General features: G+C 68.0%; 12 protein-coding genes. 4 read left to right on the forward strand and 8 right to left on the reverse strand.

All coding sequences use genetic code 11. From position 1 onward, the window contains the following. Positions 1 to 20 precede the first annotated feature (20 nt). From fhcD to AC1DT6_RS23800, 4 genes are read left to right on the forward strand one after another with little or no spacing between them, the layout of a single operon-like run. A complete protein-coding gene (fhcD, locus tag AC1DT6_RS23785; protein WP_441631649.1) occupies positions 21 to 935 on the forward strand; it encodes a formylmethanofuran--tetrahydromethanopterin N-formyltransferase in 915 nt (304 codons plus the stop codon). Continuing rightward, positions 932 to 1750: a formylmethanofuran dehydrogenase subunit C gene (locus tag AC1DT6_RS23790; RefSeq protein WP_441631647.1), complete on the forward strand. Its 819-nt coding sequence runs from the start codon at positions 932 to 934 to the stop codon at positions 1748 to 1750. The genes fhcD and AC1DT6_RS23790 overlap by 4 nt, the downstream gene beginning before the upstream one ends. A gap of 43 nt (positions 1751 to 1793) precedes the next feature. Beyond that, the gene (gene pabB, locus AC1DT6_RS23795) at positions 1794 to 3170 is read left to right on the forward strand and encodes an aminodeoxychorismate synthase component I (protein ID WP_441631645.1); all 1377 of its coding nucleotides are present in this window, start codon (positions 1794 to 1796) and stop codon (positions 3168 to 3170) included. Continuing rightward, positions 3125 to 4345, forward strand: a complete 1221-nt coding sequence (locus tag AC1DT6_RS23800; protein WP_441631643.1) for an ATP-grasp domain-containing protein — start codon at positions 3125 to 3127, stop codon at positions 4343 to 4345. The genes pabB and AC1DT6_RS23800 overlap by 46 nt, the downstream gene beginning before the upstream one ends. A gap of 30 nt (positions 4346 to 4375) precedes the next feature. Here the strand turns inward: AC1DT6_RS23800 and AC1DT6_RS23805 are convergent, their stop codons facing one another. From AC1DT6_RS23805 to AC1DT6_RS23840, 8 genes are all read right to left on the reverse strand, one after another. Further along, positions 4376 to 5281 (reverse strand): class II fructose-bisphosphate aldolase, encoded by a 906-nt coding sequence (locus AC1DT6_RS23805; protein ID WP_477114948.1) that lies wholly within the window; start codon positions 5279 to 5281, stop codon positions 4376 to 4378. Positions 5282 to 5338: 57 nt separating this feature from the next. Continuing rightward, positions 5339 to 6547: a phosphoglycerate kinase gene (locus tag AC1DT6_RS23810; protein ID WP_441631639.1), complete on the reverse strand. Its 1209-nt coding sequence runs from the start codon at positions 6545 to 6547 to the stop codon at positions 5339 to 5341. A 93-nt stretch (positions 6548 to 6640) separates the two neighbouring features. After that, positions 6641 to 7336 (reverse strand): phosphoglycolate phosphatase, encoded by a 696-nt coding sequence (gph, locus tag AC1DT6_RS23815; protein ID WP_441631637.1) that lies wholly within the window; start codon positions 7334 to 7336, stop codon positions 6641 to 6643. Further along, complete coding sequence (gene tkt / locus AC1DT6_RS23820; protein WP_477114949.1) at positions 7336 to 9348, reverse strand: transketolase; 2013 nt, start codon at positions 9346 to 9348, stop codon at positions 7336 to 7338. The genes gph and tkt overlap by 1 nt, the downstream gene beginning before the upstream one ends. 10 nt (positions 9349 to 9358) lie before the next feature. Then, positions 9359 to 10237: a phosphoribulokinase gene (locus tag AC1DT6_RS23825; RefSeq protein WP_035873561.1), complete on the reverse strand. Its 879-nt coding sequence runs from the start codon at positions 10235 to 10237 to the stop codon at positions 9359 to 9361. Positions 10238 to 10248: 11 nt separating this feature from the next. Continuing rightward, complete coding sequence (locus AC1DT6_RS23830) at positions 10249 to 11307, reverse strand: class 1 fructose-bisphosphatase (protein ID WP_477114950.1); 1059 nt, start codon at positions 11305 to 11307, stop codon at positions 10249 to 10251. A 76-nt stretch (positions 11308 to 11383) separates the two neighbouring features. Next, positions 11384 to 12100, reverse strand: coding sequence for a ribulose-phosphate 3-epimerase (gene rpe / locus AC1DT6_RS23835; RefSeq protein ID WP_441631631.1), 717 nt, complete (start codon positions 12098 to 12100; stop codon positions 11384 to 11386). A gap of 1 nt (position 12101) precedes the next feature. After that, positions 12102 to 12866: an HAD family hydrolase gene (locus AC1DT6_RS23840; protein ID WP_441631629.1), complete on the reverse strand. Its 765-nt coding sequence runs from the start codon at positions 12864 to 12866 to the stop codon at positions 12102 to 12104.

The raw sequence follows: 12866 nt of genomic DNA on the forward strand, positions 1-12866 counted from the left end.
CGCGCCTGGGGACACTCCGCATGCTGATCAACGGACTCACCATCGACGACACCTTCGCGGAAGCCTTTCCGATGAAGGCAACCCGCTTGCTGGTCACTGCGCATAACCTGACCTGGGCCCGGCATGCCGCRGCCGCGCTAACGGGCTTCGCCACCTCGGTGATCGCATGCGGCTGCGAGGCCGGCATCGAGCGCGAGATCGCGCCGGCCGACTCGCCCGACGGACGGCCCGGCGTGGCGGTGCTGCTGTTCTCGATGTCGGGCAAGGAACTGGCCAAGCAGGTCGAGCGGCGCGTCGGCCAGTGCGTGTTGACCTGCCCCACCACGGCGGTGTATGCGGGGCTGGCCGAAGGCGAGGCCATCCCGCTGGGCAAGAACCTGCGCTTTTTCGGCGACGGCTGGCAGATCGCCAAGATGATCGACGGCGTGCGCTACTGGCGCGTGCCGGTGATGGACGGCGAGTTCGTCTGCCAGGAGACCACGGCGGTGGTCAAGGCGGTGGGCGGCGGCAACCTGCTGATGCTGGCGCGCGACACCGACAGCGCGCTGGCCGCGGCGGAGGCCGCGGTGGCGGCAATGCGCCAGGTTCCCAATATCATCATGCCCTTTCCCGGTGGCGTGGTCCGTTCCGGCTCGAAGGTCGGCGCCAGATACGCCGGCATGCATGCCTCCACCAACGACGCGTTCTGCCCCAGCCTGGCTGGCCTGGTCGCCGGCAGCCAGCTTGGGTCCACCGTGCGCTGCGTGCTGGAGATCGTGATCGACGGCCTGACGGAAGCCGACGTGGCCGCCGCCATGCGGGCCGGGATCGCGGCACTCGCCGAGCGAGGCGCCGCCGCGGGGCTGGCGCGCGTTTCCGCCGGCAACTACGGCGGCAAGCTGGGGCCCTTCCACTTTCACCTGCACCGGCTTGCCAGCCAGGGAGAATGCGCATGAGCGGCCTGACCCTGCGCCTCGCCAACGCCCCGGCGCTGCGGGTTGACCTGCGCCAGCTGACRCCAGCCGCCCTGGCCGGCATGGCACCGGACGCGGTAGCGCGCCTGCCCTTGTGGCATGGCAACGAGCGCATCGCCCTTGGCGAACTGTTTACCGTGCAGGCCCACGGCGGCGATGGCGAGCCCGCTCTCACGCTTGAAGGCGACCTGGGTCGCTTCGACCGTATCGGCTGGCAGATGTCCGGCGGTACGCTGCGGGTCGACGGCAACGCGGGCGACTACCTCGGCTGCGGCATGCAAGACGGCACGCTGCGCGTGAGCGGCAATGCCGGCGAGTTTGCGGCGGCGGCGCTGGCCGGCGGCAAAGTCGTCATCGGCGGCAACGCCGGAGACTTCGCCGCCGCCGCGCTGCCAGGCGACATGGACGGCATGCGCGGCGGCACGCTCGTGATCGGCGGCAACACCGGCGACCGATTCGGCGACCGCATGCGGCGCGGCACCGCGATGGTGGCGGGCAACACCGGGGACTTCACGGCCTCGCGCATGGTCGCAGGCACCATTGCGGTTGCCGGTGCCGTCGGGACCCATCTGGCCTACGGCATGCGCCGCGGCACCATCGTGCTGCTCAGCGCCAGGCCGCAGGCGCGCGCCACCTTCGTGCGCACCGACGGCAATTTCGATGTGTTCTGGACGTTGCTGGCGCGCCACCTGGCCCGCGCGGGCGGACCCTTCACGACCTTGCCCGCGCTGCGGCCACGGCGGCTGGTGGGCGATCTCGCCGTGGATGGCAGCGGCGAGTTGCTGATCGTTGACTAAGGCCCGGCAAGCCGTTCCCGACCCGGCCTGGAAGGAGTCCGCCATGCCGCATTCCCATGCCGACGCGCCAGCTGCGGGCGACGATTGCTACGCGCTGCTCGACGACGCCACCGCCACGCCGGGCCAGCCCACCAGCCGCCTGTACACCGGCTTCCTGCGCGAGATCCGCTGCACGGATCCGGCCGGCCTAACGCAGGCGTGGCAGGAGGCCGATGCCGCGATGCGCGGCGGCGCCCACGCGGTGCTGCTGGGCGACTACGAATGGGGCATGGCACTCCATGGGCTTGGTCATCTCGCGGCGGCGGGGCCGCGTGAGCCTGCCCTGCGCATCCTGCTTTTCCGCAAGCTGGCCCGGCTCTCGCGCGAGCAGGTGGATGCCTGGCTGGCCAGCATGGACGGCGCACCGCCTTCTCCGGCCCGTGTCGGTGCACTACAACCGAGCGTCGACCGCCCCGCCTTCCATACCGCAATCGCCCGCATCCAGGAAGCGCTGCGCGCCGGCGAGACTTACCAGGTCAACTACACCTACCGGATCGATTTCGAGGCCTCGGGGTCCCCGGTTGGCCTCTACCGCCGCCTGCGCGCCCGCCAGCCGGTAGCCTACGGGGCGCTGATCGCCCTGCCCCACGACGCGCAGCAGCCCTTCATCCTGTCCTGCTCTCCCGAACTGTTCCTGCGTCATGAAGACGGCAGGCTCACCGCGCGCCCGATGAAAGGCACCGCGCGGCGCGGCGCGGCCCCGGCCGAAGACCGCTCGATTGCCCGCATGCTGGCCTCCGACGCCAAGAACCGCGCCGAGAACCTGATGATCGTCGACCTGCTGCGCAACGACCTGGGCCGGGTGGCGCAAATCGGTTCGGTCAGGGTGCCGGCGTTGTTCTCGATCGAGCCTTACGCCAGCGTGTTCCAGATGACCTCCACCGTTGAAGCGGTCCTGCCCGAGGCCGTGTCAATGCCGGCCCTCCTGCGCGCCCTGTTTCCCTGCGGCTCCATTACCGGCGCACCCCGGCATCACACCATGGAACTGATCGCCGCGCTGGAAACCAGTCCGAGGGGCCTGTACACCGGCGCCATAGGGTGGGCCGACGCTCCGGCTCCCGGCTCGGCGCGTGCCTGCGGCAGCTTCTGCCTGTCGGTCGCCATCCGCACGCTGGTGCTTGGCCCTGCCCGTGGCGGCGTGCGACCGGGCCGCATGGGGGTCGGAGCCGGGATTGTGCTCGATAGCGAGGCCGAATCGGAATTCGAGGAATGCGCACTGAAGGCCGCCTTCCTGACCGGCCTGGTGCCCGACACCGCGCCGACCCCGCATCACGTGCGGGATCTAGCCATTCCCGACCTCATCGTTACCCAAGTTAAGCCGCCCCGTCACTCACCATGCCAACCCGAACCCTCATCGTCGCCGCCCTCTCGTCCCGCATGATGGCCGAATCCGCCGCGCAAGCCGGCCTGCGCGTCGCCGCGCTGGATCTCTTCGGCGACGCCGACACCCGTCACATCGCTGCCCACTGGGAGCCCATCGGCGCTGCCGGCTCGATGGCGATCGATGGAGAACACATGCTCGCCGCGCTGCGCCGGATGCGCAACACCGAACACCCATCTGGTTGGGTCGCCGGCAGCGGCTTCGAACAACTGCCGGAGTTGCTCGATGCCGGTCATGCACTGTTGCCGCTGCTCGGCAACAGCGCCGCCACCGTACGCGGCGTCAAGCAGCCCGGCGCCTTTTTCCGGCTGCTGGCCGCACTCGGCATTCCGCATCCGGAAACCACCGTGGAGATGCCGCGCGATCCGACAGGTTGGCTATGTAAAGTTGTCGGCGGCACCGGCGGCTACCACATCCGGCATTTGGCTTCCGAGCACGCCATCGCCGCCGATACCGCCGACACCACCCCATACTTCCAGCGGCAAAGACCCGGCCTGCCGATGTCCGCGCTATTCGTCGCCCACCGCCGCGGCGTCGATCTGGTTGGCATCAGCCTGCAGCGCATTGCGTCGCATCACGACTGTCCCTACCTGTTCCGCGGCGCGACCGGGCCGGCAATACTGCCTCCAGGCATCGTCTCGCGCCTCGTCGATATCATCCATTGCATCGCACGCGAAACCAGCCTGGTTGGACTCAACAGCATCGACTTCCTGTTCGATGCGCCGGACCTGATGGTGCTTGAAGTCAACCCGCGTCCGCCAGCCAGCATGGCGCTCTATGCCGATGCCTATCCGCTCGGCCTGATGCACGCGCACCTGCAAGCCTGCCGTGGAGAAATACCTGCGCGCCCGGCCGCAGGCCAGGCCGGCGTGCGTGGCTTTGAAGTCGTCTTCTCGCAAGCGCCGGCGCGGATCAACGCCACGCTCACCGCCGCGCTGATGCGCACCGGCTGGTGCCACGACATTCCCGTGCCCGGCAGCTACGTGGCCGCCGGCCACCCCTTCTGTTCCGTCTCGGCCGCCGGGCGGACGGCGGCCGAGACGGAAGCCGGACTGCGCACGCGCAGCGCGCAGATCCTGGCCCTGCTCAAGACGCGTCACGACGGACTTCGCGGCACCGGCGGCATCGCGGCGTCTCTATTCAACGGCCCGCACAGCCGGCAGCAGCACGCTTAGCATTCGCTTCCCCGCCCGTATCACCGACGCCTAACGGTAGCGCTGCACCTGCTTTTCCAACGGCACCGGCTTGATCCTCGAGGCCTGTCCCGCACAGCCGAACGCCTCGAAGCGCAACCGCACCACGCTCTTGGCGCCCTTCTTGGCCGCCAGCAAGGCCTTGCGCGGATCGAACTCGCTGCGGTCGTCGGACAGCGACTTGCGGATTGCGCCGGTCATCGCCAGGCGGATATCGGTATCGATATTCACCTTGCGCACGCCGGTCTTGATGCCGCGCAGGATCTCCTCGACGGGCACGCCGTAGGTCTCCTTGATATCGCCGCCGTACTGGCGAATGATCTCCAGCCACTCCTGCGGCACCGAACTGGAGCCATGCATCACCAGGTGGGTGTCGGGAATCTTCTGATGGATCGCGCGGATGCGGTCCATCGCCAGAATGTCGCCGGTGGGCTTGCGCGAGAACTTGTAGGCGCCGTGGCTGGTGCCGATGGCGATCGCTAGTGCATCCACGCCGGTGCGCGCCGATACTCCTACGGCGTGTGCCATCTCGCACACGCGGCGGGTCACGCCGACGTTGTAATCGTAGTCCGACGGGGTCTTCATGTCTTCGCGCAGCGACCCGTCCATCATCACGCTGGTGAAGCCGGAGCGGATCGAGGCCTGGCACACCGCCGGACTGGAGCCGTGATCCTGGTGCAGCACGATGGGAATATCCGGATGTGTCTCCGCCGCCGCCAGCACCATGTGGCGCAGGTAGGCCTCGCCGGCATATTTTCGCGCGCCGGCCGAGGCCTGCAGGATGACCGGGCTGTCGGTCTCCTCGGCGGCTTCCATGATGGCGTGGATCTGCTCCAGATTATTGACGTTGAAAGCCGGCACGCCGTAGCCGAACTCTCCCGCGTGGTCGAGCAACTGGCGCAGGGATACGAGTGACATGATGGAACTCCGTAAGTTGACGCTGATTCGGTGAATTCGGTATTGCATGGGCGCCCGTCAGGCGGCCGCCCGCTGCTCCAGCACCTCGAAGGCCGGCAGTGTCTTGCCCTCCAGGAATTCCAGGAAGGCGCCGCCACCTGTCGAGATATAGCCGACCTGCTCCGCGATACCGTACTTGGCGATGGCCGCGAGCGTATCGCCGCCACCGGCGATCGAGAACGCCTTCGATGTGGCAATGGCTTCGGCCAGCACCCTCGTGCCATTGCCGAACTGGTCGAACTCGAACACACCCACCGGCCCGTTCCACACGATGGTGCCGGCAGCCATGAGCTGCCTGGCCAGTTGCGCTGCCGTGTCCGGGCCGAGATCCAGGATCATGTCGTCGTCCGCCACGTCTTCCGCACGCTTCACAGTGCCGGCGGCRGTGGCGCTGAACGTCTTGGCGCACACTACGTCCACCGGAATGGTCACCGCCGCGCCGCGCGCGGCCATCATGCCGATGATGGCGCGGGCTTCCGCCACCAGGCCCGCCTCGGCGAGGGAATTGCCGATCTTCAGGCCAGCCGCCAGCATGAAGGTATTGGCGATCCCGCCCCCCACGATCAGCTGGTCGACCTTGGCGGCCAGGGATTTGAGGATGGTGAGCTTCGTCGAAACCTTGGAGCCCGCCACGATGGCGACCAGCGGGCGCGCCGGCTGGCCCAGCGCACGGCCCAGCGCGTCGATCTCGGCGGCCAGCAGCGGGCCCGCGCAGGCCACTGGCGCGTATCTGGCGATGCCGTGGGTAGTTGCCTCGGCGCGGTGGGCGGTGCCGAAGGCGTCGTTGACGTAGATGTCGCACAGCCTGGCCATCTTCTGGGAGAGTTCCTCGCAGTTGGACTTCTCGCCCTTGTTCTCGCGGCAGTTCTCCAGCAGCACCACGTGGCCGGGCGGAACATCGAAGCCGCCGTTGACCCAACCGGCCAGCAGCGGCACCTCGCGCCTCAGCAGCGCCGAGAGGCGGCGGCGCACCGGCGCGAGGCTTTGGCGCGGATCGGGCTCGCCCTCCACCGGCCGGCCCAGGTGGGAAGTCACCATGACCGACGCGCCGGCTTGCAGGCAGGCTTCAATGGCGGGCACGGAGGCGCGGATGCGGGTGTCGTCGGTGATCTCGCCCGCGGCGTCCCGGGGGACGTTGAGGTCGGCACGGATGAAGATGCGTTTGCCGGTGAGGTCGCTGCCGGTGAGCAAGGACGATAGGGTCTGTACTTTACCGATGGGGGGCATGGTGTGGGTCCTGGCGGATGTGGTAGGCGTGTGGTTATCTGGTCTCTGCGCGGTTTGATCCATCGTGGGTCTGCTTCGCTCTCCCTGCCCGACTCAGGCCAGCATCCGGCGCGCGGGCGCAAGCAGCGCCGGCACGTCTTCCAGCGAATCGATCACCGCATCGCCACCCAGCGCGGCAACGCCGCCGGGGCCGGCATAGCCGTACCGCACCAGGAAGACCGGCATGCCCGCCGCGCGCGCCGCGGCCACGTCAACCGCCGAATCGCCAACCAGCACGCTGCGCCTCTCATCAGCCTGCAGCAGCCGGCAAGCATGGCGCAGCGGCTCGGGGTCCGGCTTCATCCGCGCGATCGAGTCGCCGCCGACCAGGACCTCCAGGTACCTGGCCAGCCCGGTCACGGCCAGCAGCGGCGCTGCCAGCGCCCTGGGCTTGTTGGTCACGCACGCGATCCGGTAGCCCTGCTGCTGCAAGGCCGCCAGCCCGGTCTGCACGCCGGGGAAAACGCGGCCAAGGTGCCCGTTGACTTCCGCATAGTGGCGGTGGAACACCGCCTCGGCGGAATCGGCGCCATCCCGATCGCCGCTTGCCGCGGTCTCCAGCACGCGCCGCACCAGATTGGGCACGCCCTTGCCGATAAAACCGCTGATGGTGTCAAAGGGCAATGGCGCGCGGCCCAGTTCGTCCAGCATGCGGTTGGCGGCCTCCACGATGTCGTGCGCCGTATCGACCAGGGTGCCGTCGAGGTCGACCAGCACCGCGGTGTAAGGCAGGTCCGGTGCGATGCGCATCACGGCCTCCCCAGCAGAGCGCGCGCCATATCCGCGACCCGCGCCGGCGTCAGGCCGAAGTGCTGGTACAGCGCATCGGCCGGCGCCGAAGCGCCGAAGGTGTCGATCCCCACGGTGGCGCCCTGCTCGCCCACCACCGCGCGCCAGGGCCAGGTGACGCCGGCCTCCACGCTGACGCGCGGCACGCCGGCCGGCAGCACCGCTTCCCGGTAGGCCGCATCCTGCGCATGGAAGCGCTCCACGCAGGGCATCGACACCACCCGCACGCGAATCCCTTCCTCGGCCAGGTGGGCGGCCGCGCGCATGGCGATCTCCACTTCCGAACCGGTGGCGATCAGCACCGCCTGGTGCGCCTCCACATCCTGCAGCACATAGCCGCCGCGCCGGATGCCGGCAAGTTGCCCGGCATCGCGCGCGAACGGTGTCAGCGCCTGGCGCGACAGCAGCAGGCAGCTTGGCCCGTCGCCGCGCTGCACCGCGTCCAGCCAGGCGAGCGCGGTTTCCACGCCGTCGCAGGGGCGCCAGACCTGGTTGTTCGGGATCAGCCGCAGGCTCGCCGCATGCTCGACGGGCTGGTGGGTAGGCCCATCCTCGCCCAGGCCGATCGAGTCGTGGGTAAGCACATGGATCACCCGCTGCCGCATCAGCGCGGCCATGCGGATGGCGTTGCGGGAGTAGTCGGAGAACACCATGAAGGTGCCGCCATATGGAATCAGCCCTCCGTGCAGGGCCATGCCGTTCATCACCGCCGCCATGCCGAACTCGCGCACGCCGTAGCTGACATAGTTGCCCTGCCCGGCATGGTTGACCCAGACCGAGGCCTTCACGTCGGTCAGGTTGGAGCCGGTCAGGTCCGCCGAGCCGCCCAGCAGTTCCGGCAAGGCGGCGGTCAGCGCTTCCAGCGTGAGCTGCGATGCCTTGCGCGTGGCGATCTTGCCGTGCAGGGCCGATGGCGTTTCGAGCAAGGCCATCAGCCCGGCCTCGAACGCTTCCGGCAACTTGCCCTGATCGCGGCGCAGGAACTCCGCGGCCAGCTCAGGATGGGCCGTGCTGTACCAGGCGAAGCGCGCGTTCCAGTCGGCTTCGCGCCCGGCACCCAGCGCACGCGCGTCCCAGGCGGCGGCCACGTCTGGCGGCACCGCGAAGGGTTCGGCGTCCCAGCCCAGCGCTTCGCGCATGGCGGCGATCTCTTGCGGGCCCAGCGGCGCACCATGCACCTCATGCCCGCCGGCCTTGGCTGGCGCACCTTTGCCGATCACCGTCTTGCAGCAGATCAGCGTGGGCCGCTCGCCTTGCGCCTTGGCCTGGCGGATGGCCGCATCGATGGCGCGGGTATCGTGGCCATCGACGTTCGGGATCACATGCCAGCCGTAGGCCTCGAAGCGCCGCGGCGTATCGTCGGCAAACCAGCCCGACACCTCGCCGTCGATGGAGATGCCGTTGTCGTCGTACAGGCAGATCAGCTTGCCGAGCTTCAATGTTCCGGCCAGCGAACACGCCTCGTGGCTGATGCCTTCCATCAGGCAGCCATCGCCGAGAAACACATAGGTGTGGTGGTCGATGATGGTATGCCCGGCGCGATTGAAGCGGGCAGCCAGCAGCTTCTCCGACAACGCCATGCCGACCGCGTTGGCCAGTCCCTGCCCAAGCGGGCCGGTAGTGGTCTCGATGCCCGGCGTGTGGCCGACTTCCGGATGCCCCGGTGTGCTCGAATGCAACTGGCGGAACTGCCGCAACTGCGCCATCGTCAGCGCGTAACCGCTCAGATGCAACAGCCCGTACAGCAKCATGGAGGCATGGCCGTTGGACAGCACGAAGCGGTCGCGGTCGGGCCACGCCGGGTTGGCGGGATTGTGGCGCAGGTGGCGCCGCCACAGCACCTCGGCCATCTCGGCCATACCCATGGGCGCGCCCGGGTGGCCGGACCTGGCCTGCTCCACCGCATCGGCGGCAAGGAAGCGCAGTGCGTTGGCGCAGCGCGCCGCCGGATCGATACATTCTGGTGCGTTCATGGCCGGCTCCTTACTCGTCGGCGCGCTTGCGGCGCTCCATCATGCGCAGCACAAAGGGGGTGAAGATCAGTTGCATGGCGAGTTCCATCTTGCCGCCGGGCACCACGATGGTGTTGGCCCGCGACATGAAGGAGTCGTGCACCATGCTCAGCAGGTACTGGAAGTCGATCCCCTTCGGGTTGGCGAAGCGGATCACCACCATGCTTTCGTCCGGCGCGGGGATCTCCCGGGCAATGAACGGGTTGGACGTATCCACGCACGGCACGCGCTGGAAATTCACATGGGTGCGCGAGAACTGCGGGCAGATGTAGTTCACGTAATCAGGCATGCGCCGCAGGATGGTGTCGGTCACCGCCTCGCTCGAGTAGCCGCGCTGCTTCTGGTCGCGCCACAGCTTCTGGATCCATTCCAGGTTGATCACCGGCACCACACCGATCAGCAGGTCGGGATAGCGGGCCACATTGACTTCGTCCGTCACCACGCCGCCGTGCAGGCCCTCGTAGAAGAGCAGCTCGGCGTCCTCTGGCAACGGCTCCCAGGCGGTAAAGGTACCCGGCTCCTGCTGGAAGGGGGCGGCCTCGTCGGCGTTGTGCAGATAGCGGCGCCGCATGCCGGTACCGGACTCGGCATAGGTGCGGAACAGGTTTTCCAGCTCACCGAAGAGATTGGTGCCAGGGCCGAAGTGGCTGAAGTTCATATTGCCGCTCTGCTCTGCCTCGGTCATCCTGACCTTCATCTCGGCGCGGTTGTAGCGGTGGAAGCTGTCGCCCTCGATCACCACGGATTTCACGCCTTCGCGGCGGAAGATGTTCTCGAAGGTGCGGGTGACGGAGGTGGTGCCGGCGCCGGAGGAGCCGGTAATGGCGATGATGGGATAGCGTTCGGACATGTCCGGGCACCTCAGGCGGGAACGCGAAACAGGCTGCGTTCGTTGAACAGGGGATTGGGAAGCTCGGCGCCGGGCGGCTCGCTGTGATAGCGCTCGATCCGCTCCACCTCGTTGCGCGAGCCGAAGACCACGCCGATGCGCTGGTGCAAGGCGCTGGGCTGGACCGACATCAGCGGCTGCCGGCCCGTGCTGGCGCGCCCGCCGGCCTGCTCCATCAGGAAGGCGATGGGATTGGCCTCGTACAGCAGGCGCAGGCGGCCGGCCTTGGCCGAGTCCTTGCTGTCGCGCGGGTACATGAAGACGCCGCCGCGCATCAGGATGCGGTGCGCCTCGGCGACCATCGAGGCAATCCAGCGCATGTTGAAATCCTTGCCGCGCGGCCCGGTCCGGCCGGCCACGCACTCGGAGATGTATTGCCGAACCGGCGCCTCCCAGAAGCGGCTGTTTGAGGTGTTGATGGCGAACTCGTGCGTGTCCGCGGGCACCGTGAGGTTGGCGTGGGTGAGGAAGAACTCGCCCAGGTTGGGATCGAGCGTGAAGCCGTTGACGCCGTTGCCCACGGTCAGCACCAGCATGGTGGTGGGCCCGTAGATGGCGTAGCCGGCGGCTACCTGCGCCGTGCCGGGTTGCAGGAAATGCAGCTCGGACACCGCATCCACGCCCTCCGGCGCGCGCAGCACGGAGAAGATGCTGCCCACGGAGACGTTGACGTCGATATTGGATGAGCCATCGAGCGGATCGAACACCAGCAGGTACTTGCCCCGCGGATACTGCGACGGAATCTGGTAAGGGGCCGCCATTTCCTCCGACGCCATGCCGGCCAGGTAGCCACCCCACTCGTTGACGCGCAGGAAGGTGGTATTGCTCAGTACATCGAGCTTTTGCTGGGTCTCGCCCTGGACGTTGACGGCGCCGTCGGCGCTGCCATGCAGGCCGCCCAGCGCGCCGAACGCGACGGCGCGCGCAATCTCCTTGCATGCCATGGCGACGTTGAGGATCAGGCCGTTGAAGCCGCCGCTGGCCTGCGGATAGCGGCGGCGCTCCTCGATCAGGAACTGYGTCAAGGTCATTCGGTGTGGCTGGTTTTGATGTGGCATGGCAGGTCTCCTCTTTTTATCTGTCTTTGCTTGGCGTGCCTGGGCAGCGCTATGTCTGCGCCGCTTCGCGCAAATGCCGCAGGATGGCGCGATAGCCACCGTCGGTATCCGGCGCGCCGAACACCGCGCTGCCGGCAACGAAGGTATCCGCGCCCGCCCGGGCAATATCCGCGATGTTGTCGGGCTTCACGCCGCCGTCGATCTCGAGCCAGACCGGCTGACCGCCTGCGTCCGTGTGCCGGTCGATACGCGCGCGTACCTCCCGCAGCTTGGCGAGCGTGCCGGGAATGAACTTCTGACCGCCGAAGCCCGGGTTCACACTCATCAGCAGCACCATGTCGAGCTTGTCCAGCGTATGCGCCAGGTAGTCCAGCGGCGTGGCCGGATTGAACACCAGGCCCGCCTTGCAGCCATGCTCGCGAATCAGTCCGAGGGTGCGGTCGACATGACGGCTAGCCTCCGGATGGAAGGTGATGATCGACGCGCCGGCCTTGGCGAACATCGGGATCAGCGCATCGACCGGCTCCACCATCAGGTGCACGTCGATGGGGATGGACACATGCGGACGGATCGCCTCGCAAACCAGCGGGCCGATGGTCAGGTTCGGCACATAGTGGTTGTCCATCACGTCGAAGTGCACGAGGTCGGCACCCGCCGCCTCGATCGCGCGCACTTCCTCGCCCAGCCTCGCGAAGTCTGCGGACAGGATCGACGGCGCCAGGCGAATCGCCGTGCCTTTCCCGCTTGCATGGTCATGGGTATGCATATCAAGCTGCCTCGAACAAGGTGCCGCGATGCCAGCGGCGCAGAGCGGCCAGGTCGGCCCAGCGGTGGTCCGCGCCCGGCAGGTGCTGCGGCATGGGTTCTTCCGGATCGCCCAGATGCGGGAGCACCAGCAGCGCACCGTCGAAGCGGTCCTGCGAGGTATAGGCAGTGGGTGTGATGACGGTGGGAATGCCCGCGGCCAGCGCGGCGCGCAAGCCATTCTCGGAATCCTCCACCGCCAGGCAGTCTGCCGAGTCCAGGCCGAGCCGGTCCAGCACGGCCAGGTAGACATCCGGCGCCGGTTTCTTCTCGGCGGTGGTGCCTGCGTCGCAGATGACGGCGAAGCGCTGGCGCCAAGCTACGCCCAACGGCGCGCGCAGCAGCGCATCTAGGTTGGCCGGCGTAGTGGTAGTGGCGATCGCGATCGGCATGCCGGACTGCCCGGCCTCCTCGATCAGCCGCGCAATGCCCGGGCGCAACGGCAGCGCACCACCGCTGACTCTCTCGGCATAGTGACGGGTCTTGATGGCATGCACCGCCTCGATGGTCTCGCGCACCTGGCTCCCGCGGGCTTCCTCGGGGTCCGCCATGCGCCAGTAATGCAGCAGCCGCTCCTTGCCGCCGGCCACTTTGAGCAGCCGCGTGTAGAGCGCCACGTCCCAGCGCCAGTCGAGGCCGACTTCGGCAAACGCCGCATTGAAGGCCTGGAGATGCGCGGACTCGGTATCGGCAAGGGTACCGTCGACATCGAAGATCAGGGCTTGCAT

The sequence above is a fragment of the Cupriavidus sp. 01L45 genome (assembly GCF_056399885.1).